The 21993-nt window shown below is 47.4% G+C and carries 21 protein-coding genes; 7 read left to right on the top strand and 14 right to left on the bottom strand.

Features of this window, described 5'->3' with window-relative positions; all coding sequences use genetic code 11:
* Positions 1-22: 22 nt before the first annotated feature.
* A complete protein-coding gene (locus CEF21_RS04685; protein WP_123913701.1) occupies positions 23-1306 on the bottom strand; it encodes a lysine N(6)-hydroxylase/L-ornithine N(5)-oxygenase family protein in 1284 nt (427 codons plus the stop codon).
* Between the two features lie 106 nt (positions 1307-1412).
* The gene (locus CEF21_RS04680) at positions 1413-2354 is read right to left on the bottom strand and encodes an alpha/beta hydrolase (RefSeq protein ID WP_164462080.1); all 942 of its coding nucleotides are present in this window, start codon (positions 2352-2354) and stop codon (positions 1413-1415) included.
* A 237-nt stretch (positions 2355-2591) separates the two neighbouring features.
* Here CEF21_RS04680 and CEF21_RS04675 point away from each other — a divergent pair, with 237 nt between their 5' ends.
* A complete protein-coding gene (locus CEF21_RS04675) occupies positions 2592-4091 on the top strand; it encodes an FAD-dependent oxidoreductase (RefSeq protein ID WP_123913697.1) in 1500 nt (499 codons plus the stop codon).
* A gap of 460 nt (positions 4092-4551) precedes the next feature.
* Here CEF21_RS04675 and treR read toward each other — a convergent pair whose 3' ends face one another.
* From treR to CEF21_RS04635, 8 genes are all read right to left on the bottom strand, one after another.
* Positions 4552-5271: a trehalose operon repressor gene (treR, locus tag CEF21_RS04670; protein WP_123913695.1), complete on the bottom strand. Its 720-nt coding sequence runs from the start codon at positions 5269-5271 to the stop codon at positions 4552-4554.
* Positions 5272-5292: 21 nt separating this feature from the next.
* A complete protein-coding gene (gene treC / locus CEF21_RS04665; protein WP_123913693.1) occupies positions 5293-6981 on the bottom strand; it encodes an alpha,alpha-phosphotrehalase in 1689 nt (562 codons plus the stop codon).
* A 78-nt stretch (positions 6982-7059) separates the two neighbouring features.
* A complete protein-coding gene (gene treP, locus CEF21_RS04660) occupies positions 7060-8457 on the bottom strand; it encodes a PTS system trehalose-specific EIIBC component (RefSeq protein WP_123913691.1) in 1398 nt (465 codons plus the stop codon).
* Between the two features lie 188 nt (positions 8458-8645).
* Positions 8646-9536, bottom strand: a complete 891-nt coding sequence (locus CEF21_RS04655; RefSeq protein WP_123913689.1) for a cation diffusion facilitator family transporter — start codon at positions 9534-9536, stop codon at positions 8646-8648.
* 143 nt (positions 9537-9679) lie between these two features.
* Positions 9680-10318 carry a DUF429 domain-containing protein gene (locus CEF21_RS04650; protein WP_164462079.1) on the bottom strand — a complete coding sequence of 213 codons (639 nt, stop codon included), beginning with the start codon at positions 10316-10318 and terminating at the stop codon, positions 9680-9682.
* 188 nt (positions 10319-10506) lie between these two features.
* Complete coding sequence (locus CEF21_RS04645) at positions 10507-10851, bottom strand: hypothetical protein (RefSeq protein ID WP_123913685.1); 345 nt, start codon at positions 10849-10851, stop codon at positions 10507-10509.
* Between the two features lie 287 nt (positions 10852-11138).
* Entirely contained in the window at positions 11139-11513 is a 375-nt protein-coding gene (locus CEF21_RS04640) for a DnaJ family domain-containing protein (protein WP_123913683.1), read from the bottom strand.
* Between the two features lie 4 nt (positions 11514-11517).
* Positions 11518-12348 (bottom strand): glycerophosphodiester phosphodiesterase, encoded by an 831-nt coding sequence (locus CEF21_RS04635; protein ID WP_123913681.1) that lies wholly within the window; start codon positions 12346-12348, stop codon positions 11518-11520.
* A gap of 229 nt (positions 12349-12577) precedes the next feature.
* Between CEF21_RS04635 and CEF21_RS04630 the strand changes: the two genes are divergently transcribed.
* Together CEF21_RS04630 and CEF21_RS04625 are read left to right on the top strand one after the other, a co-directional pair.
* Positions 12578-12952 (top strand): host-nuclease inhibitor Gam family protein, encoded by a 375-nt coding sequence (locus CEF21_RS04630; protein ID WP_123913679.1) that lies wholly within the window; start codon positions 12578-12580, stop codon positions 12950-12952.
* Positions 12953-13164: 212 nt separating this feature from the next.
* Complete coding sequence (locus tag CEF21_RS04625) at positions 13165-15003, top strand: solute:sodium symporter family transporter (RefSeq protein ID WP_123913677.1); 1839 nt, start codon at positions 13165-13167, stop codon at positions 15001-15003.
* Positions 15004-15023: 20 nt separating this feature from the next.
* On the opposite strand, the gene CEF21_RS04620 is transcribed toward CEF21_RS04625, so the two are convergent.
* From CEF21_RS04620 to fosB, 3 genes are all read right to left on the bottom strand, one after another.
* On the bottom strand, positions 15024-15326 hold the full coding sequence (locus CEF21_RS04620; RefSeq protein WP_123913675.1) for a hypothetical protein: 303 nt from the start codon (positions 15324-15326) through the stop codon (positions 15024-15026).
* A gap of 35 nt (positions 15327-15361) precedes the next feature.
* Entirely contained in the window at positions 15362-15754 is a 393-nt protein-coding gene (locus CEF21_RS04615) for a hypothetical protein (RefSeq protein ID WP_123913673.1), read from the bottom strand.
* Between the two features lie 321 nt (positions 15755-16075).
* On the bottom strand, positions 16076-16495 hold the full coding sequence (gene fosB / locus CEF21_RS04610) for a metallothiol transferase FosB (RefSeq protein ID WP_123913671.1): 420 nt from the start codon (positions 16493-16495) through the stop codon (positions 16076-16078).
* 122 nt (positions 16496-16617) lie between these two features.
* On the opposite strand from fosB, the gene CEF21_RS04605 reads away from it, so the two are divergent.
* From CEF21_RS04605 to CEF21_RS04590, 4 genes are all read left to right on the top strand, one after another.
* Positions 16618-17901 (top strand): MDR family MFS transporter, encoded by a 1284-nt coding sequence (locus CEF21_RS04605; RefSeq protein WP_123913669.1) that lies wholly within the window; start codon positions 16618-16620, stop codon positions 17899-17901.
* 70 nt (positions 17902-17971) lie between these two features.
* Positions 17972-18535 (top strand): thioredoxin family protein, encoded by a 564-nt coding sequence (locus CEF21_RS04600; RefSeq protein WP_123919977.1) that lies wholly within the window; start codon positions 17972-17974, stop codon positions 18533-18535.
* 14 nt (positions 18536-18549) lie between these two features.
* Complete coding sequence (locus CEF21_RS04595; protein ID WP_241156766.1) at positions 18550-18819, top strand: acylphosphatase; 270 nt, start codon at positions 18550-18552, stop codon at positions 18817-18819.
* Between the two features lie 510 nt (positions 18820-19329).
* Positions 19330-20622: an O-antigen ligase family protein gene (locus CEF21_RS04590; RefSeq protein ID WP_164462078.1), complete on the top strand. Its 1293-nt coding sequence runs from the start codon at positions 19330-19332 to the stop codon at positions 20620-20622.
* 165 nt (positions 20623-20787) lie between these two features.
* Here CEF21_RS04590 and CEF21_RS04585 read toward each other — a convergent pair whose 3' ends face one another.
* The gene (locus tag CEF21_RS04585; RefSeq protein WP_123913663.1) at positions 20788-21873 is read right to left on the bottom strand and encodes a nitric oxide synthase oxygenase; all 1086 of its coding nucleotides are present in this window, start codon (positions 21871-21873) and stop codon (positions 20788-20790) included.
* Positions 21874-21993: the final 120 nt, after the last annotated feature.

Raw genomic sequence — 21993 nt, 5'->3', positions numbered from 1 at the left:
CCGCTTTGTTAAGTTGCAAACATCAAGGTGTGCCTTCTGGAAAAAATCGCTGAAAGATGGACGGGTTAGAGGGCTTGTACCTTTCTTCCCCAAGGATCCGATTGATGATTTTTTGATTCCGGTAAACGGAGAGACCGAGGTTGGTTGCTCCTGTTCCGTGAGAATGGGCGATGTTCGTTAAGGTGAAAAGGTGATTTTTCCGCTCATCCTTAAAAGCTATTCTCAAATCATCATGTACTTTAAACCGCTTCTCATCCTCCCAGATGATGTCCTCCCTCATGCTTTCCAGCCATTCAGGCATATGCGGCTCATAGCCAGTAGCAAGAACGACCTTTTCGCTTCGATGGGTAAATTCGAGATCTGCCTGCCATTGGCGGCAGGAAAGACTGCATCCTCCCTCCGTTCCTTTGATCGCATTTACTTCTGTAAGAGGCTGAATGGTGACCTTTTGCTTCTGACCGGAGACGGAACGGTGATACAGCAATTCATAAATGCCCGTAAGCGTCTTTTGATCCACGCCATTCCTCAGCGGACCAAGCTGTTCCTGAGCTTCCATACGCTCCTTATAGCCAAGCCGATGGAAATACTCCACATATTGCGGACTGAATACTTCCTGCGCAAGTTTCGCCGACTCCAGCTGGAGAAATTCGGAGGATCTCGTAAACCAGGTTAGATGGTACCGTTTTTCTTTTTGAGCCTTCAGCAGATCATGGAAAATTTCGGCGGCACTCTGGCCTGAACCGATGACTGTAATCGATTCCGCTTCCTTTAGAGACTCTGCTCTGTACAGGTATTCCATCGAATGAAAGACATCGTCCTCTTTGACGCCATCAAGCTTCATCGGAATGAGCGGAACACTGCCCGTTCCCAGCAAAACATGCTTCGCCCGGATGGTCTCCCTTATTCCATGATGATGAACAGCCAGTTCGTAATGATCTCCCCTGTATACAGCCGATATCACTTCATGGCTGAACCGGCAGGACTCCAGCTGCTCAGCCACCCAGAAACCATAGTCGTTGTATTCTCTTCTTGGTATAGCCATTTGACGAAAAAAGAAAAAATGATACAGCCTGTCCTGCTCATGAAGATAATTCAGGAAGGTGTACGGACTTTTTGGATCCCAGAACGTAACCAAATCAGCCAGAAAGGGAACCTGAAGATCCGTCCCTTCAATGAGCATGCCGGGATGCCAGACAAACTCCGGTTTCTGATCGAAAAAAACAGCGCTGATCTCCGGGACGTCTTCAAGCATCGCCGCCATACTTAAGTTAAAGGGACCGATTCCGATCCCTGCTACATCATACATAGACCGTTCTCCTCACTTGGGATTTTCTCTCCTAAACTTTACCCAATTGAGGATGAACATAACCGGCGCAGAATGATGAATCCGTTTTCAAAAAACCGTCTGTTTTCTACTGTGCCGGATCCCGTTCGATCTGCATCCCCTCAATTTCCTGGAGAAAATCGAAGACCCGTTCCTCATATTTTTTCCGGTCTGTTAAAAACGCCTGGGCGTGGCCCGCTTTCTCCACCAAATATAAACGCTTCTTCCCTTTCCGCTTTTTGCGGAAAAGATCAAGAGACATTTGCAGGGGGATGAAACCGTCATCCTTCCCATGGATGAACAGAATCGGCGTCTCCACCTTCTCCATCTCACGAATAGGCGATATTTCACGAAAGCCCCATCCATACCGGATCTTCGTTACAAAGCTCGTCAAAAGAATGAGCGGCGAGAACCGGATTTTGAAATCCAGGGCAAGCCTTAACCGCATAAGCGCCGTCAAATCACTGAACGGACAGTCTGCGATGCAAAAGCCAACCCGGCTGTCCTCTTTTATATACTGAAGGGAAGAAGCGGCGCCCAGAGATTCACCAAGCAGACCGATGAGAGCATCGTTTCCCAGTGTTCCATACAAATAATCTACCCATGCCCGGAGATCATCCTTTTCAAAATAGCCGAATGATGTATGATTCCCCCCGCTTAAGCCATGATAGCGGTGATCGCATAACAGCACATGATACCCTCTTTTATGAAACATCTCGACATATTTAAAGCTGCCAAAGAGCGACCACGTAATCCCATGCGCAATGATGACGGCTTTCCGGCTGTTTTCTACCGGGAAAAACATCCCGTGAATCTGGTACCCATGCCTGGAATCGATAAACAGTTCTTCCTTATCAATTTTGTGAAAATGGTCCGGATTGATTTCCCCGCTTTTCACGCCAAGTGCATAGGTTTCTTTATATTCCACTTTCCGGGGGAAAATAATGAGATTGCTAAAATACAAAGGAATCGCAGCAGCAGCCAGGCAAAGGACAAAACAAGCGGACAGAATTGCAATCCACAAGATCATAAGCCACCCTCTTCCCATTTTGTTCTTTAGGATTTCACGGTCCTGGCTTCCCCCGGTCTCTATGCGGGGAAAGCGGCCTCCAAAGAGATTTTTATATCTTATTAGCCAATAGAATAATATGTGAGCATTGTTCATCCAAATGTGAACGGCCGAAAATTTCACAAAAGAGCGGAGAGTGGAATCACGGCGGAAAGAGTCCTAAAATGCAACTATAGTCAATGAACGGAGGAACCGGCGATGAACAGTGAGGTATTGATTGCAGGGGGAGGCATCAGCGGGTTGACCGCGGCGGCTTTCCTTGCAGAACGCGGTGTGCAAGTAACCATAGCGGAAGCTTCAAATGAATGGGGCGGCTGTGCCGGCAAGTTTCAGCGCGGACCGTTTCTTTTTCCTGCAGGAGCGACACTCGGAATGGGCTTCGAACAAGGCGGCATCCATCAGCGGCTGTTTGACAAACTCGGCATCCCGTTCCCCTATGCCAAGCCTCTTGACACAGTAATGGGAATCCACACCCCCCGCGGATATTTAGAGTACAAACAGGACCGGTCCCGGCACCTTGAAGAAATGGCCCGTGTTTTCCCGGAGGCATCCGGCCGGATCCGCTCTTTCTATAGAGAAGTGTGGCAAATCGGAGCAGAAGTGAAAAAATTGCTCGGCCCCCTTCCTGTCCTGCCATTGAAAAATTTCAGGGACACCGCCGATCTGTTATTTTCACTGAAGCCAAGCAGTATGAAGATGCTTCCCTATTTCAGGAAAACAATCGGCCAGCTTCTGAACAAACACACCCTTCATGATGTGCCCGCCTTCGTCCATCTTCTGGATGCACAGCTCATAGACTCCATGCAGACAGATACATCCCGTTGCTCCGCCATTATGGGGGCTTATGCCCTGACCATTTATCATGAAGGAGCTTTTTATATAGAAGGAGGACTCAATCAGCTGGCAGAGGTTCTCAGGAATGACGCATATAAAAACGGAGCGGTCTTATCAAAACGAACGTGGATTCAATCCATATCCCAAAACGCAGAGGGACTGTTCGAAGCCGTCGATCAGAAAGGAAAGGTGTGGACAGCCAGACACTTCATCTCCACCCTTCCTGTTCAGAATCTGCTTGAGGTGCTGGACGAACCGCTCAAAGAGAAAATCGGAAACCGGTATGGCAAGAAAGCAGCGTCCCGGCAATGGGGGACAATGACCATGTATATGGCTGTAAAGGAAGAGGCCATCCCGAAAGGAAGCCCCCTTTTCCAGCAGGTGCTGCTCGATGATAAAGGGAAAATGACAGAGGGAGACCACCTCTTCCTATCCCTTTCCTCGGCAGCAGACCGTCTCCGTGCCCCTGAAGGATACCGCACTTTGAATGCCAGTACACACACCAGCTTGGACTTATGGGACACAAAAGAAAAATATGACGCCTACAAGCAGCAGCTCCGCGACAAAATGATGCTTGGCATACAGCGAGCCATCCCTTTAATCGAAGAAGGCATCGTCAAAGAGGAAACCGGCGCCCCGAAAGCATGGGAGAGGTTCACAAAACGAAAAGACGGCATGGTCGGCGGCCTCCCCCAGACGCTCGACAATGCCTTATTCAACAGCCTCTCCCACCGTACGGGTGTAAAAGGATTATGGGTTTGCGGAGACAGCGTGTTTCCCGGTGCAGGAACAGCCGGCGTATCCGTAAGCGGGTATCATGTATACAGATCGGTGATGCGTGAATTGAAGCGGGGGTATTTATAACTGGTAAAAAGCAGCCGTGGACGTATCTGGCTGCTTTATTTGTTATGAAGTTTAGTGTTGATTTTCGGGGATGCGATGCCCAGACAAACGCGGGGTCTGACCCGCTGTTCTGTGCAGTACTAAACCTCCGGCACCGGCACCGCAAACCGTTGATGCATAAGGGCCCACAGTCTTCTTCCTCTGTCCCCCGATGCGGTGAAGCACAGCGGGACTGGCACCGTGCCTGGCCCGCAAATCTTTACCGTACTAAAGCTCCGGCACTGAGCACGGAAGTCCTTGACACATAAAGGCCCGCAGCCCGCTTCCTCTGTCCCCCGATGCGGTGAAGCATGCCGGGACAGACCCCGCAACATTTAGCCCGAGAACCAAACCAGGAACAAAACAACACCCCCGCAAAACTAACCCTTCAATAAAAAAAACCAGCACCAAAAGGTCATATGAATCCTTTTGGTGCCGGTTTTTACATCTGGCCGCGCCTTGCAAAGTCCACGAATCGGAATTTATCGAGCCGATGCCGGGATTCTGTGTATTGGAAGAGGGTGGTATCTTCTAAATAGACGTAGTTTTTCACGACGACGACGTGGGTGAAGTCGTGGAGGTCGAGGTAGGCGCGGTCTTCGTTTGTGCATTCCTCGACGGTGATTTCTTTTTCGGCGTAGCCGATTTTCAGGCCAAGCTCCCCTTCCAGGTATTCGTAGATGCTGTTTTCACAGATTTCTTTTGAGAGAAACGGGACGGCACGCTTGTCCAGGTAGTCTTTATCCAGAATAATTTTTTCCCCTCTAATCTCTCTGGAGCGGACGATTTTCCAGACTTCTGTTCCTTCTCCGCACGTCAGGTGTTTGGCAATCCGTTCGTCTGCCTGGATGAGAGCGAATTGGTGAACGGCTGTGACCGCCTCTCCTCCGAACGTTTTGGAGAGTTCCTTGAAGCTGACCAGTCCGGATACCGGAAAGCTCATCCGCTGGGTATCGAGGACCACCGAGCCTTTTCCTTTGATTTTCTGGATGTGTCCGTTTTGGGCCAGTACATTAAGAGCTTTGCGGATGGTTTCCCGCGATGCTTCATATTTTTCGGACAGCACATTTTCGGATGGGAGTACGTCCCCCGGATTGAGCCTGCCTTCTTGAATGGTTGCCAGAAGTTCCTGATAGACTACTTGATACTTTGTTTTTGCCATCCTCTTCACCATTTTCTGTATTTACTGTTTGGTTAGATGATAAACGATGGATTCATAAGGCCGCAATGAAATTTTTTCAAAATCAGCCGGGCTGTCTTCATAATTGCTGATGAGAATTTTGGATTGATAGCCTTCAACAGTATAGTCAGACGGCAGCTTGAACTCTGTTTCTTTGCCGTAGAAATTGTTTACAGAAAGCAGTTTTTCGCCTTCCCCATTGCGGAAATAGGCAAAAATTTCAGGATGATCTTCTAAAATCAGCTCGTAGTCTCCATCGGTAATGACGTCTACTTCTTTGCGGAGACGGGTTAGTTTTTGATAATGGTAGAAAATCGAATCTTTCTCCCCGACTGCCGCTGCCGCATTGATTTGCGGATAGTTGGCCGCAACCGGAATCCAAGGGATGCCGGATGTAAATCCTGCTTGCGGATCCGCATTCCATTGGACCGGTGTCCGTGAATTGTCCCTTGATTTGCTTTTCAGGATTTCGAGAATTTGTTCCTCGTTTTTTCCTTCCTGCTGCATGATCTTGTACATATTCAATGATTCTACGTCACGGTACTGACTGATGTGGCTGAATTTCGGATTGGTCATGCCAAATTCTTCGCCCTGGTAGATGTATGGCGTCCCCTGCATCATATGGATCACTGTTGCCAGCATCTTCGCTGACTCTTTCCAGTACTCTCCGTCATTTCCGTATCGGGACACAATCCGGGGCTGGTCATGGTTGCACCAGAACAGGGCGTTCCAGCCGCCGCCTTCGTTCATTTTGACCTGCCAGGAAGAGAGGATGTCTTTCAGCTTTAGAAAATCAAAGTCGGCCAGTGCCCATTTTTCTCCGTTCGGGTAATCCACTTTCAAGTGGTGGAAGTTAAAGGTCATGCTGAGCTCCGTACCTTCCTTGTTTGAATAGCGGATGCAGTGGTCAATGGTTGTGGAAGACATTTCACCGACCGTCATCGCGTCGTATTTGGAGAAAACTTCGCGGTTCATCTCCTGCATAAATTCATGCACGCGCGGTCCGTCTGTATAAAATTTTCTTCCGTCTCCGGGTGCCAGGGAACCGTCATCATCAGGAAAGTCCTGATTTTTTGAAATCAGGTTGATGACATCCAGCCGGAAGCCGTCGACTCCTTTTTCAAACCAGAAGGTCATCATGTCGTAAACCTCTTTGCGGAGCTGTTCATTCTCCCAGTTAAGGTCGGCTTGTGTCACATCAAAAAGGTGAAGATAGTTTTCCCCTGTTTTCGGATCGAGCTGCCATGCGGAACCGCCGAACTTGGAAACCCAGTTCGTCGGCGCGCTGCCATCCTCTTTCGACTCCTTCCAGATGTAATAGTCCCGGTATGGACTGTCTTTGGATTCGGAAGCTTGTTTAAACCATTCATGCTCCGTGGATGTATGGTTGACGACGATATCCATAATGATCTTCAAGTCTCGTTTGTGCGCTTCAGCAAGGAGGCGGTCGAAGTCCTCCATCGTGCCGTATTCATGATGAATGGAATAGTAATCGCTTATGTCATAGCCATTATCCTTTTGCGGAGACGAATAAATCGGGGTCAGCCAAACGACATCCACACCAAGCTCCTTCAAGTAGTCGAGTTTTTCGATTATGCCCTGAATATCGCCTGTTCCGTTTCCGGATGTATCATTAAAGCTTTTCGGATAAATTTGATAGACCGTTGCTTTTTTCCACCATGGATGTTTCATTTGAATGCACCACCATTAATAGTTTTTTTCGCTTGATTTTGAAAATGGGAAAGGGACAATTGCTTGTCCCCGTCCTTTTTATTTTTCTTTCTTAGTTTTCGCCATAATATAAGTCAGGACAAATGGGACGATGAGTACGATCAGTACGCCGATTCCGAAAGTCAGCCAGTATTCCTTTGAAATAGACAGGAAGGCAGGAACTCCGCCAATGCCGATGGAGAACGCCTTTACTCCGCCGATGCTGATGACGAGACCGCCGATTGCGGAGGCAATGATTGCTGCGATGAAAGGATAGCGGTATCGCAGGTTCACCCCGAACATGGCAGGCTCTGTCACACCAAGGTAGGCAGACAGGGCCGCTGTTCCGGCAAGACCCTTTTGTTTTTCATCCTTTGCCGTCAGCATCATCGCGAGGGCAGCAGATCCTTGGGCAATATTGGATAGTGCAAGCATCGGCCACAGGAAGGTTCCGCCTTTAGCCGCAAGCTGCAGATCCACCGCAAGGAAGGTATGGTGCATCCCGGTAATAACGAGCACCGCGTACAATCCTCCGTAAAGCAATCCGCCAATGGCAGCGAAGTTTGCGAACAGGGCGATAACGCCGTCTGTCAGCAGGTTTCCAAGTGCAAAGGTAAGCGGTCCAATCGCAATGAAGGACGCAAACCCGGTGATTAAAAGCGTAACAGGGGGTACGATCAGCATCTGAATCGCATCCGGTACCCGTTTTGTCAGGAATTTCTCAATAACGGCAAGCAGGTAGGAAGCAACAAGAATTGGAAGCACCTGGCCCTGATAGCCGATTTTCTCGATTTCAAGTCCGAAGAGGTTCCAGACGGGAATTTCCTTTGCTGTTCCGTAGGCATAGGCGCTGAGCAGCTCAGGATTGACAAGAATTAACCCTAAAACGATCCCAAGCAGCGGAGTCCCTCCGAACCGCTTGACAGCCGACCAGCCGATGAGCACCGGCAGGAAGGTGAAGGCGGTGCTTGCAATCAGGTTAATGATTCCTGCAAGATCGGCCCATTGCGGGTATACCTCAATCAGCGGGGCTTTGAAAAAGATGCCTTTTCCAGTCAGCAGATTGTTGATCCCCAGCAGTAAACCAGCCGTAATGATAGCTGGAAGGATCGGAATAAAGATATCCGCAAGCATTTTAACAGCCCGCTGCAGCGGATTCAGGTTTTGTTCGGAAGCCGATTTCACGTCTTCTTTAGAGGCTTCGCCGATTCCGGTTTGAGCCGCCATTTCATTGTAAACTTTATTAACGGTTCCTTGCCCGATGACAACCTGGAATTGCCCGTTCGTGGAAAAAGAACCTTTTACGACATCGATTCCCTCAAGTTTTTCTTTATCTACCAGACTCTCGTCCTTCAAAGCGAAGCGGAGCCGCGTGACACAGTGGGTAGCAGCGGCTATATTTTCTTTTCCGCCGATTGCTTCTACAATCTCTTTCGCTGATTGCTTGTTGCTGCTCATCTCTTTCCCTCCCGTAATCGTTTTCATTTATGTGATTCAAATTGTGCTCATTTTAAGAATGGATCTTTCGGGTAAATGCTATCCGCTTCCATTCTTCATCAAACAACATGTATATACAAGTTATACAGTTATTATAAACATGTATGTACACGTTTTCAACTAAAATCGCTCAAAAAAAATAAGCAGGATTATTTCCTGCTTATTTCTTCTTCACTGTTTAGCTGTTCATGCTCAGGCTCCAAGTGAATCAGAACCTCGATTTTATCGAACTGCTCGTTGATATCGGCCTCAATTTGGTCGCATAGCTTATGGGCCGTTTCAATATCCATAGCAGATGGAACAACAAGATGGAAATCTACATAGTTTTCCGGTCCTGCCTGGCGCGTACGGAAATTATGGAACTCGATATAGCGGTCGCTGTAGGCCTCTACAATTTCCACAATCTGCTGTTCGTCAGCAGGTGAAAGACGGGCATCCAGCAGCGGAGGGAACGATTCCTTCATCAGCTTATACGCTTCTGTCATAATGTAAATCGCGAGAATGATCCCGATAATCGGATCGAGGAAATACCATCCTGTCAGGCTGACTAAAAGCAGACTGAAGGCAACTCCAAGGGATGTATACACGTCCGTTAAAAGATGAAGAGCGTTTGACTTCATCGCCACCGAATTGGTTTTTTTCGCTACATTTCCGACTACCCGGGAAACGATGAAATTGATGATGGCGCCGAGAACCATGACCCCGATGCCAAGCATAGGCAGCTGGAGCGGTTCAGGATTGAGCAGTTTATGCACACATTCATAAATGATCCAAATCCCCGCTACGAAAATCAGCAGCGTTTCAATGGTCCCTGATATGTTTTCAACCTTGCCGTGACCATACGGATGTTCCTTGTCAGCCGGTCTGTTTGAGAGCCTGACGGAAAAAAAGGCGATAAGGGAGGCAAGAAGATCCAACGAGGAGTGAATCGCTTCAGATAGGACCGCTACAGACCCGGTAAGGATTCCTACCACAACTTTTAAAATAACAATAAATGAATTGCTTAGTACGGAAAGAAAAGCAATTTTTGGTGCATTCATAACCCGACCTCCATTTTTTAATCCTGATTTATCCTACCAGATCAAATTCGTGTGGGTCTACAGCAACCTTTTTAGGGGGTTACACGAATATGGGAGGTGTGTAAAAAAGTTTTCCGGGGCAAAATTTCATGACTGATTACAAATCAGCACAAAAGGTCATACGGATGATGGGGAGGCTCTTTTGGAAAGAATGCTTTTGGCTGCGCGAGAATCCAGTCCCGGACAGCCATTGCGGCTGCGACGGCGTCGGTTTCATGAGTGGACAAGGCGCCGGTAACGCCATGGATATGCTGCGTTCGAAACCAGTCTATAAGATAGCTTCTTGATTCATCGGACTTTTTATACAGAAGCCCGTGCTCTTTCTCCTTTTCTGACAGCCGTGTCATCAGCGCTGCACCCGGATGAACTTCAGCAATCCAGACTCCGGGCTTTACCCTCTCCATCATCGAAGCAAGCGAGATCCCTCTTACCGTTAAATACACCATTCTCGTTAACGTTGGAGGCATAATGGAGCTTGGGCGCAAGCCATGCCTGGACAGTTCTTTCCTGAACCAGCTGTCGGACGGCCTGTCCCCTCCGCCGTCGTTATAAGAAAGAGGAGCATCCAGTCCGGCTGCAAGAGGGGCACCTGCTGTGCCGGAGACGATTTCAAGAATGTCCGAATCGCTGAGCCCTGATTTCAGCGAAAGGAGGTTCAAGTCTTTCCCCTCCAAGTGAAAGAGAGCTGCTGCCGTATCTTTATGATTAGACGGCCCGGATAAATCAACCCCTAGCACAAACATTTCCATTACCTCCATTTTCCGACATGTTTCCCGTGGAACATCGACAGATTTTTCTTTTGTTTATATGTACCCTGATGGCTTTGAAATAATGGCATGTTTCCCCCTTCCTTTCCCGGTCTATACATCGGGAGAAACATGCAAAAATGAGCAAAAATAAAAGACCAGAGCATTTCCTGGCCTTTCTTCCTTTAGGAAGGGAAAAACGGGCTGACTACTCCTGTAACGAGATAGTCTGTCAGTACTTTTGAAAACACAAGCACATTGTTTGTATTGAGCACCCTGTCCAATTCGCTATCATTTGCAAGAACGAATTGTACTTTGCTGTACAGATCATTATTTGCAATGGTGAACACCGCAATTCCATTCAAAAACGGATTTGCATCACTTCCGTATTGTACGGTCAGCGTCTGGTTTGGAAGCAGTGTTACATTCACTGCCGGTCCCTGATTAACAGGATTACTGCCTAAGCGGCCGTATAATGTGATTTGAAGAGTAGCTGCCGTCGTATTGATAAGTGTTTTTACTCCTGCCACTGCGCACTCTCCTCTCTAGTAAGATAGTAGTATCTTATTCCGGAAGAGGACAAAGGGAGAGGGCATGTATAAGTGGCCCGGAAAAAAATTTTCACCTTACTGACACACAGCGGTTTTCTATTGATTAGACCCGGACTGTAAAATGAGCGAACGCCTTCAGCAGCAGGTTAAACTTGGCTTTTGACTAGCTGTCTGGCGTTCCCTGATCCTCACTTCTCCGCTTTGCGTCTGAGGGGACCGTTCCTGTCCAATCAGCACGATGCACCTAGCCAAAAAAAGAGGATTTCCTACTTACCCAACAGCGCATGCTTTGCCTTTTCTTTATAAAAGCTTGACGCGGGGGAGGAAAACGCGTTTCGTTTTTTGAAGAGCTTCTCGAGTTCCTGTTCTTTGATCATCCGCTTCGCTGTCAGTTCCCGCTTTTCCTTCTCGTTGGAAGCGCTGCTGATCAGATGATCGATTGTCATTAATTCCTTTTTTACGTCCGTTTCTGTGAGCATTCCCGCATTTTTCATGATTTTGTAAGCCATACGGAGGTTTTCCGGAATTCCCGAAAGGTCTTCAAGCTTCAGCGGCTTGCCCATTCCCTCCAGGTTGTCCAGCTCGCCATCCTTGATCGCTTTTTTTATTTTATCCTCAGCGGCCAATGTGATAAAATCCATCGCCTCACTCCTCCCTCTTTATATCGTTGATGTAATCCGGATAATCCGAAATGATGCCATCCACTTCCATCTTTTTCAGAGAAGCAGCAGAGGCTCTGTCCCTCACGGTATAAGGAGTGATTTTCATTCCAAGCGCATGGATTTTTTGCACAAGACCCCGATTAACGAGTTTTTTATTCGGATTAATAAAGGAAGCATAGTCCGACATCTCTTCCAGCTGCCTAACCGGAATTCCGAGAGGACGGTATTTCATAAGCACGCCAATCTGAAGATAAGGCAAAATCCGGTGCATTTTTTTCATAGACTCCTGCTCAAAAGACTGGACCACTTTATCAGATAGCGGGTATTTCGCTAACTCCTCCGCTACCTGCTGTTCAATCCCGGGATACAGCGACGGGCTTTTCAACTCGATCAGCATGCCTGCTTTCCCGTTATAGCGTTTAAGCACCTCAGAAAAAGTCATGATCCGTTCCCCTTTAAATTCAGGGGAAAACCAGCTTCCCGCATCAAGCTTTTTCAAGTCGGCTGCAAGTAAATCCCGTACCTCGCCGCTGCCATTCGTTGTCCGGTTTACACTCGTATCGTGGATGACGACCAATTCGCCGTCCCGTGTACGCTGAACATCAAATTCAATCAGATCTGTTCCGATTTCAAGCGCTTTGTCAAAGGAAGCCTTCGTATTTTCAGGTGCATACCCTGATGCCCCTCGGTGAGCAATTGTCAGCATATTGTTTTCTGCCCCTCCCGTAACCGGCTCTCCATATGCCTTTACCGCATGTGACAGGAGGAGCCCTGTGAGTATGACGCTGCAGAGAATGAGGAAGGAATTTTTCAAGAGAATCTCTCCTAACCGTTTTCCTACAGCGTACCTCTTTCGTTTTAACTCATCATAAAGGGATTGTGATGATTTTTCAATTTTTGTGTGAAGGAAAAAAGGAGCTCAGAACCAGGAAATTTACAATAGAGGCGGTGAGGAAGGAACTATTTCGGCTCTTCTTTTCAGCATATTTCCTGATCAACTGCCATATGAATCTAGTAAGAGAAGGCATGAGGGGGACAAGTTAATGAGTATGGAAAATAAGGTCGCTCGCTACCGGGCTGTTTCGCTGCAAATAAAAGAGCTTGAATCCGAACTGGGGCAGCTGAAGGAAGAGCTGCATGCTTATTTTGACGGCCGGTTTGGCGAAAACCAGAAGGGAAAGGCGCAAATTGGAGATTATGTGGTGCAGCGGCAAATCCGTTCCACTGAGGCTTATACAGATGATACGCTGGTCGCCAGGCTCGAGGAGCTCCGCATGGAGGATTGCATCAGGACGGTGAAAAAACCGGATAAAGAAAAAATTGATGCAGCTCTCACTCTCGGTATTTTATCCGGAGAGCAGCTGAAGGGCTGTATTCTTCAAAAGCTTTCGAAAGCACTTGTCGTAAAAGAAAAATAGAATCCAGCGCCGAATCCATCCGGGTTCGGTTTTTTAGATTAGAATAATTCCTTTTTCCTTGTACAGATAGAAACCACTGCATAAATCTGTGAGTCTTTTAAACTAATTATGTTTTCAATATAAATATTTAGCGTTTAAACTTCCTCTGATTTGGTTATTTAACCAGTACGCATACAGCAGCAAGATGAATTTTTATTAAAGGGGAGAACAACATGAGTGCGGGAAATCTCTGGTTTACACTATTAACTTGTGCACTTTTTATGGGCATCGTCGCCTGGATTTCATATAAAAAATCCAAAAATGACGTAGGGGATTCAGACGGATATTTTCTTGCGGGACGGGGTTTGAACGGTACATTTATCGCCGGGTCTCTTCTGCTTACAAACCTGTCCGCTGAGCAGCTTGTCGGTTTGAATGGACAAGCTTACCGCACGAACCTTACCAACATGGCTTGGGAGGTAACCGCAGCGATTCCCATCATTATTATGGCTCTCTACCTTTTGCCGAAATACCTCGGCGGAAATTTCACCACCCTTCCTGAATTTTTGAGCAAACGCTTTGATGAAGGCGTTCGGCTATATACGGTCATTCTTTTCATGCTCGGCTATGTATTCGTTACAAGTCCCTCCATGCTTTACTCCGGGGCCATCGCCGTTCTTAAACTATTTGATGTTCCTTCTATTTTCGGAATCAGCTATGAACAATCCATTTGGGTCGTTGTTTGGGGGATTGGAATAATCGGTGCCGTCTACGCCATCTTCGGCGGGTTAAAGGCCGTTGCCATCTCCGATACGTTAAACGGAATCGGATTGCTCGTAATCGGGGCACTCGTTCCGATTCTTGGATTTGTCGCATTGGGCGGCGGAAATTTCCTTGACGGAGTTAAGGAACTGACGACTAACCATTCGGAAAAACTGAATGCCATAGGCGGTCCTCAGGATTCCGTTCCATTTGGCACAATTTTCACGGGAATGATTATTGCCAATCTGTTCTACTGGGCATCCAATCAATATGTCATCCAGCGGACCCTCGGGGCTCAGAACCTGGCTGAAGGCCAGAAAGGCGTCATCATCTCCGGTTTCTATAAGCTGCTGATTCCTTTATTCATGATGATCCCGGGTGTCATTGTCTTCCACCAGTACGGAGATTCACTGAAATCAGTTGACCTTGCCTACCCGACATTGATTGCGGAAGTGCTCCCGACATGGCTGTCAGGAATTTTCCTTGCCGTCTTGCTTGGAGCGGTATTCAGTTCCTTTAACTCTTTATTAAACAGTGCAGCCACGATGTTCGCACTTGACGTCTACAAAGCACGATTCAATCCGAAGGTAAGCGATAAAAGGCTCATCATGGTCAGCCAATGGTTCGGGACATTTTTAGCACTCGTCACCTTATTCATTGCCCCTTTGCTGATGTACGCTCCTAATGGACTCTGGGATTTAATCAGGAAATTCACCGGATTCTTTAACGTTCCGATTATCGCCATTGTCCTGATTGGTGTACTGACCAAATACGTACCGGCCATCGCATGCAAATTCATCATCATTTTCCATGTGATCGCGTACTATATGCTTATCTGGGGAACCGATCAGCTATTCGGATTTAAATGGGAAATCAACTTCATCTACATTTACGCCATTCTATTTGCAGTCGAAATTGCCATCATGCTGGCTTTTGGATGGATGAAACCGAGGTCGACTCCATTCGAATTTAAATCCAGAGCGGCCGTCGATATGGTGCCATGGAAATATGCTTTGTCCACTTCCGTTCTATTAATCGCTTTAGTAGCCATGACCTACATCGTTTTCTCACCAATCGGACTCGCGTACGAGCAGGCAATCGTATCGCCTTATTTCTGGCCCGCCATGGCCGGAGTCGCAGCCATTGCAGCCTTCTTCATGGTATGGTCCGTGAAGTTCTGGAACAAGCGATATTCCGATTATGTAGCAAAACAGCAGATGAATCTGAACGATATAAAGAAGCGCGGCAAGCTTGTACCGCATGGAGTAACCCCAAGCTTCGTCAAATACAGCAGCAAACAGGAAATTTGATGACTCTATCCCCTCCCGCTTTACGGTGAGGGGATTTTAGCGTTGAGCCTCTTTGGGGAAGCCTTGTTATTTTTGAAGCTTGATATCCTGTCGTACTCTGCTATTCCGGAGGACTCCATTTTCCCGCCGAACCCGGCCTTTTTCCTGCCAAAATTCAGACTTTTCCGGCCGGCCCGGTTCCTTTTCCTGCCGTTCTCGAACGTTTTCCCGCCAACCTTCATTTTCCTGCCGTACCCGGCCTTTTTCCTGCCAAAACTCAGACTTTTCCGGCCGGCCCTGTTCCTTTTCCTGCCGTTCTCGAACGTTTTCCCGCCAAACTCCATTTTCCTGCCGAACCCGGCCTTTTTCCGGCCAAAATTCAGACTTTCCGGCCGGCACGGTTCCTTTTCCTGCCGTTCTCGAACGTTTTCCCGCCTACCTTCCTTTTCCTGCCGAACCAGGCCTTTATCCTGCCAAAACTCAGACTTTTCAGGCCGGCCCGGTTCCTTTTCCTGCCGTTCTCGAATGTTTTCCCGCCAACCTTCATTTTCCCGCCGAACCCGGCCTTTTTCCGGCCAAAACTCAGACTTTTCCGGCCGGCACGGTTCCTTTTCCGGCCGGTCCGGTTCCTTTTCCTGCCGTTCTCGAACGTTTTCCCGCCAAACTCCATTTTCCCGCCGAACCAGGACTTTATCCTGCCAAAACTCGGACTTTTCCGGCCGGCCCGGTTCCTTTTCCTGCCGTTCTCGAACGTTTTCCCGCCTACCTTCATTTTCCCGCCGAATCATGCCTATATCCTGCCGAACCACAATCTTTTCCGGCCGGCCCGGTTCCTTTTCCTACCGTTCTTGAACGTTTTCCCGCCAAACTCCATTTTCCCGCCGAACCCGGCCTTTATCCGGCCAAAGCTCAGACTTTTCCGGCCGGTCCGGTTCCTTTTCCGGCCGTTCTCGAACGTTTTCCCGCCAGCCTTCATTTTCCTGCCGAATTAGGCCTTTTTCCTGCCAAAACTCAAACTTTTCCAGCCCGCTCACCTTCCTGCCGCACATCCTAAACCCTGCCTGACGCGATGCCCCAAATCCCAAAATGAAGCTTAAAAAAACTCCATATGATCCTTTTCCGCCCTGTAATACTCCAGCCGGTCCTGAAGGGTGCCGGTGTGCAGTTCAAATTTATGGCCGTCAGGGTCTGTGAAATAGATCGATTTTTTGTCTTTTTCGTTCCGTTCCCGCCCGGGGAGGACAGGGACAGTCAGTCGTTCCAGTTTCTCAAGCCACATTCCAAGATCCTTTTCTTCTATTGAAAAAGCAATGTGTGTGTATGAGCTGTTTATTTCCTTTCTTGGAATATCCGATTCTTCATTTAATGCGAGCCAGATTCCGCTGAGATCAAAATAGGCGGTTGTTTTTCCTTTTACCAGCAGTTTTGCGCCCAGGACCTGCTCGTAAAAGGAGATGGAACGGGACAGGCTGGATACCGAAAACAGCATGTGGTTAAGACCGTTGATTTTCATCCTTCTGCTCCTTTCCCGTTCTACATGAACGTTCCTGATATATTTCTCTTAAACAGTTCCGGTTCCTGCCGTTTCGAGTTATGATGAAGAAGTGACTTTACAGGAATTGGGGTAGTACAGCGATGAGAATTAGAGATTGGGATGCGAATTTAAAAGTACGGCTTTTCGGGGAAGCGCTGATGAATATTACGTTCTGGATGTTTTTCCCCTTTCTTGCGATTTATTTTTCAGATGAGTTCGGCAAAGAGACAGCTGGCCTTTTCTTAATAGCGGCACAGGTTTTTTCAGTTTTTGCGAATTTGCTTGGCGGGTACAGTGCCGATCGTTTTGGGCGGAAGAAAATGATGGTGCTTGCCTCTGTCGGACAGGGGATTTCCTTTATCGTTTTCGGCATCGCCGTTTCACCGGCAGTTGATATGCCTTCGATTGCGTTTGTCTGCTTTGCGCTTGCAGGTGTGTTCGGCGCCCTTTACTGGCCTGCGAGCCAGGCGATGATTGCGGATGTGGTGCCGGAAAAAGACAGAAGTGATGTATTTGCCGTTTTTTATACTTCATTAAATATCGCCGTTGTTCTTGGACCGATTCTCGGAAGTATTTTTTATGTTCAATACAAGGTGGAGCTGCTTGTCGTTTCAGGCCTGGTATGTATGCTGCTTGCTTTCATCCTGTTTAAATGGACAAGGGAAACCGCTCCGCTTGTTCTGGAAAAAAGCGACAGGCCGGAACAGTTCAAATGGTATCATGCGATTCGCTCCCAAGTGAAGGATTACGGGGTTATTTTCCGCGACAAAACGTTTATGCTTTATATCCTTGCAGGGGTTCTCGGTGCCCAGACCTTTATGCAGCTTGATTTGCTGATGCCCGTTTATATAAAAGAGATGATTTCAAATGAGACGATCTGGAACCTTCCCGGCTGGGATTTGACAGTGAACGGAGAACAGTCCTTCGGGATTGTGCTGTCTGAAAACGGGCTTCTTGTGGCCATTTTCACGATTTCTGTTACACGTTGGATGACAAGATACCGGGAACGGAATGTATTCATTTTGTCTTCCGTCTTTTACGCGATATCCATCCTCTGGTTCGGACAAATGTCGAGTACCATCGGATTCCTTGGAGCGATGGCCTTGTTTACCTTTGCCGAGCTGATGACAGCGGGCCTTCAGCAGAGCTTCATCTCAAGAATTGCTCCGGAAGACATGCGCGGCCAGTATTTTGCTGCAGCGAGCCTGCGGTTTACGATTGGCCGTACGATTGCGCCCCTTTCGATCCCGATGACCGTCTGGTTTGGATACAATTGGACGTTTATCATCCTTTCCGTGCTTGCCTGTGCGGGTGCTGTCCTTTATTATGTGATGTTTCAGCGCTATGACAATCCATCTGCGAAAGGTCTGAACGTTCAGGGCTAGCCGCTATACTCGCAATTGCCCAGGTTCTTTTATATAGTAGAAGATGAGAAAATTATACAGGAGGCTGTTCATCATGCTAAATGAATGGTTTGAAAAAGGCTGGACAAAGGAAACGTATATAAGCAGGATGAATGTTCATCAGGAGAATCTGCTTCACATTTATAATAGTTTTCAAATGAAGGAAGAGGACCGTGTCTTTCTGCAGACTCTGCAAAAAGAAAATCTGCGCGCCATTGTCCTGACTGCCGACTGGTGCGGGGATGCGATGGTGAACCTGCCTATTCTCATGAGACTATCGGAAGAGGCGCTTATTGAAACACGCTACCTGATCCGCGATGAAAACCTGGAATTGATGGATCAATATTTGACAAACGGAACAGCCCGCTCCATTCCGATTATCATCTTCACAAATGAGAACGGAGAAGAAGTGGCGAAGTGGGGTCCGCGTACTGCGGCTGTCCAGGAATGGGTGGATGAACAAAAGCAATCTCTTCCCGAGAAGGATGCACCTGAGTTTAAAGAGGCCTTTGCTGTATTTGCAGAAACCGTAGCAAAGCGTTTCACATCAGACACAGATTTTTGGAATCAAATTAAAGACGATCTGATCGAAACGATTAAAAATCGCATTCAATAAGGAGAGTGATATCCGTGAAAACGAAGCTTTTTGTACATGGACATGTCCAGGGCGTCGGTTTCCGGTATTATGCACAAACCATGGCGATCCAGCACAATATTAAAGGCTGGGCCAAAAATATGGACAACGGGTCCGTCGAGATTGTGGCGGACGGAGAAGGGAAGCAGGTTGCCTCTTTTATTGAGAAAATGAAAACGGGAAGCCCGCTTGCACAAGTTGAAAACATTGAGCAAATGGATTACGAGAGTGACGAGGCGCTTAGCGCTTTTGATATTAGATACTGACAAAAAACCGGCCTGTCCGCCATTGGACAGGCCGGTTTTTCTTTCAATCCGTTCCCCAATCTTTTTACCAAATCCATACAATCCCTTTCCTCTGGACGGATGCCGCCTTTCCGGAAGGCAAAGGACGGCGGGCCCTGCCGCCAAGCCGGTTCAGCGTGCTGGGATAATTTGCTTAGTTTACCCCGCCACCGCAGCGGGTAAAGTTCTTCGGGCAGCATCTTTGTTTCATCGAGTTGACGAGCCAATCGAAAAGCAGTAAAGTGTTTAAGTTGGTTGCCGGACCCTTATAGGCAAGGCGAATTGTAAAAAAAGTGTAATGATTTTATGTATGATTTGTGTATTTTTAGTTAAGAATTGGGGAAGAGGGTTTCATTCACCTAAAAAATAGATATATATTAAGAATTAAGATTAAAAAACTGTCCAATTGGAAATTTTTAGTCTTTCATGTGAATGCAAATTCTTCACCATTGCCTGAAGATGATCCAAGGTAAGGTAAGAAAGAGGAGAATCATGATTAAATTAAAATATCAAAAACTGTTAGCATGGATTCAAGCTTATCACTTAGAGATTGGTGTAGGTCTTTGCTTTATCCTGCCCCCTGCCGGTATTTTGTGGCTGGTGGTCATTGGATGGAATCATTTAAATAAAGCTGTCTATCGCAGAGCATCCTTTACGCTCAATTTAACTACATTTTTCTTTCTTTGCCTTCTCGTTTCGGCCGCGGGTTCAACGATTGTTCACCGCAACGGATCGTACCTGCTTATTGTTGCACTCATTGCCGGATATTTAGGATTGTACTTATACATTAAAGAAACCTTAACCTTAGGATCGTTTCAGCGCTATAAGCGTATTGTCATTGCCGGGGGGTTTTATTTATTTTTATCCGGATTGCTGCTGAAAGATCACACGTTTAACGGGATTTTCGCCTTATTAACCGGCACCCAATTTATCGGAGGTTCGGGAGACAGTGAAGCAAGACTGTTCGGGAGTGCCTATAACCCGAACTTTACAGCGTTTTTGCTTCTGCTGACCTTTACTTTTGTCTTAACAAGTATAATTGGCCACTTAAAAAACAGAGGGCACCGGGTATTGTTTTACCAGATTCCTCTGATTCTGATTATTGCCGCTGCGATTTTCCAAACCGGATCCCGGTCCGGTGTTGCAGCCATGTTTATTTTATCTCTGTTCTTATTAATCAAATTAAACCCGAAGCTTGGGATTACATGTCTCGGTATGCTCTATGCGGTCAGGGATCACCTGATTGCCCTCATCCCGAGAACCGAAGTGATTGACCATTCGGCCCTTGCCAGGAAAGAAATCTGGCTGAACAGCTTAAGCATTTGGAAGGACAACACCTTTTTCGGTACAACTCCGCTCGGATTTTCCGAATCGTATGTGCAGCTGACCGGAAAAGTCGTCCCTCATGCCCATAACATGTTCCTCGCCTTTTTTGCGGAATACGGAACAATCGGCGGACTGGCCTTCCTGCTTCTTGCCGGAGGGATTGCCTTTAAGTTCTGCTGTCTGTATTTTATGGAATCAAAACGGAAACAGCTGCTCAATTTGTTCATGATTTCGATTCCTGTGATCTTCCTTACAGGAATCCTCGATCACCCGCTCGTTTCGCCGCAGACGGCCTTAATTACCGTCATCCTGCTTGCTAGCTGGGACCGCTACACTGAGCCTGTCCATGTTGTGCAAAAATCAGCAGCCTATATTAAGCGGGCGTTCCTGAGAAGCAGTCTTCAGACCGAAAAGTCCCATCATGTTTCAAAGTCCCAGAAGAATAAGGGAAAATATTAGTTCTTATAAAAGACCTGAAAAGACGTGTGAAAGCCTGCACGTCTTTTTCTTTTTCACAAATGGTAAATGGACGAGATAATCAGCCATTCAGCCGGGAACTAAACGGCTAAACGGCTGATTCAAAAAAGAACCCGTCCAATTCAGGCAGGACGGGTTCTTTCCATTCTAATAAGGTTTTTCCTGGTAAAAATAATTCGGTGTCTTTATTTCATTGTTATAGTGTTTATGAAAAATATGCGTGGCTGCCGGAGACATGGGCGGGATGAGCCAAGTCCAGTCCCCTGTCACTTCTCGCCCGCTCCGCTCTTCCCGTTCTTCGAATTTCTTAAATTGGGCCGCTGCGGTATGATGATCGACAATACTGACTCCTGCTTCTTTGAAGGAATAAAGAACGGCGGCGTTAAGCTCTACAAGCGCCCGGTCCTTCCATAAGGAGGAATTCAGTTCGGTTTTCAGCCCCATTATGGAAGCGACCTTCGGAAGCATATTGTAGCGGTTTTCGTCCGCCAGGTTTCTCGCTCCGATTTCCGTACCCATATACCAGCCGTTGAAGGGGGCTGCCCCATAAATGATGCCGCCGATTTCAAGGCTCATATCCGAAATGATCGGAATCCCGTACCATTTCAGGAAAAGATCCTCGAAAGCCGGGAGCTCCGGATGAACAATCGGCACCTCAATGACCGCGCGATCAGGGATTGAAAACCATTTCGGCGGGTTGTCCGCTGTCGATATGACAAGCGGGAGAATATCGTAATCCGTTCCTTCCCCTTCCCATCCAAGCTCCCTGCACACATTAGTGAACGGCACAGATGCAGGATCGCCCCTGTACCCTTCGGCTGATTCATAGCCGGCATAGCGGATCAGCTGATGGTTCCAAATGCGAATAGGGTGGACTTCCCCCTTTTTCGGTTTAAATATCGTAATAGCCGGACGGATTTTTCCTCCGTTCGATGCGTATTCAATATGGCGGATTAGGGCTTCCGCCACTTGTTCTTCCGTTTCTGCCTGGCGTTCATCCATTACGTGCATGGATTGCCAGAACAGCCTGCCGATGCAGCGGTTGCTGTTGCGCCATGCCATTTTCGCTCCATATTCAAGCTCTTCGATTGTGTGTTCATACTGTCCGCACGTTGCAATCTCTTCTTTTATCCGGAGCAGGCGGTCTTCGATTTCTGCTTCTTTCCCAAGTTCATGATAACTGATATGAATGAATTCTTTTGCCTTCAGGAACAGGTCATTTGATTCTGTCACCGCTGTCCTCCTATGTGTCGTACTATACTTTTTACCATTTTAACAATAGTAGAAATGGTTCACAATGTCCAATGGTTCAAAAGAGGTAAAATCATCCAGACGGAAAACATTCAGCCGTTT

The sequence above is a fragment of the Bacillus sp. FJAT-42376 genome (genome assembly GCF_003816055.1).
GTDB lineage: Bacteria > Bacillota > Bacilli > Bacillales > Bacillaceae > Metabacillus_B.
Note: the sequence above shows the minus strand (reverse complement) of the source record. Positions and strands in the feature narration are given on the sequence as shown.

Bases quoted from the DNA above. Each gene is read 5' to 3' on its own strand.
- CEF21_RS04685 (WP_123913701.1), bottom strand. From the start codon at position 1,306: ATGTATGATGTAGCAGGGATCGGAATCGGTCCCTTTAACTTAAGTATG.
- CEF21_RS04680 (WP_164462080.1), bottom strand. From the start codon at position 2,354: ATGATCTTGTGGATTGCAATTCTGTCCGCTTGTTTTGTCCTTTGCCTG.
- CEF21_RS04675 (WP_123913697.1), top strand. From the start codon at position 2,592: ATGAACAGTGAGGTATTGATTGCAGGGGGAGGCATCAGCGGGTTGACC.
- treR (WP_123913695.1), bottom strand. From the start codon at position 5,271: ATGGCAAAAACAAAGTATCAAGTAGTCTATCAGGAACTTCTGGCAACC.
- treC (WP_123913693.1), bottom strand. From the start codon at position 6,981: ATGAAACATCCATGGTGGAAAAAAGCAACGGTCTATCAAATTTATCCG.
- treP (WP_123913691.1), bottom strand. From the start codon at position 8,457: ATGAGCAGCAACAAGCAATCAGCGAAAGAGATTGTAGAAGCAATCGGC.
- CEF21_RS04655 (WP_123913689.1), bottom strand. From the start codon at position 9,536: ATGAATGCACCAAAAATTGCTTTTCTTTCCGTACTAAGCAATTCATTT.
- CEF21_RS04650 (WP_164462079.1), bottom strand. From the start codon at position 10,318: ATGTTTGTGCTAGGGGTTGATTTATCCGGGCCGTCTAATCATAAAGAT.
- CEF21_RS04640 (WP_123913683.1), bottom strand. From the start codon at position 11,513: ATGGATTTTATCACATTGGCCGCTGAGGATAAAATAAAAAAAGCGATC.
- CEF21_RS04630 (WP_123913679.1), top strand. From the start codon at position 12,578: ATGAGTATGGAAAATAAGGTCGCTCGCTACCGGGCTGTTTCGCTGCAA.
- CEF21_RS04625 (WP_123913677.1), top strand. From the start codon at position 13,165: ATGAGTGCGGGAAATCTCTGGTTTACACTATTAACTTGTGCACTTTTT.
- CEF21_RS04620 (WP_123913675.1), bottom strand. From the start codon at position 15,326: ATGGAGTTTGGCGGGAAAACGTTCGAGAACGGCAGGAAAAGGAACAGG.
- CEF21_RS04615 (WP_123913673.1), bottom strand. From the start codon at position 15,754: ATGAAGGTAGGCGGGAAAACGTTCGAGAACGGCAGGAAAAGGAACCGG.
- fosB (WP_123913671.1), bottom strand. From the start codon at position 16,495: ATGAAAATCAACGGTCTTAACCACATGCTGTTTTCGGTATCCAGCCTG.
- CEF21_RS04605 (WP_123913669.1), top strand. From the start codon at position 16,618: ATGAGAATTAGAGATTGGGATGCGAATTTAAAAGTACGGCTTTTCGGG.
- CEF21_RS04590 (WP_164462078.1), top strand. From the start codon at position 19,330: ATGATTAAATTAAAATATCAAAAACTGTTAGCATGGATTCAAGCTTAT.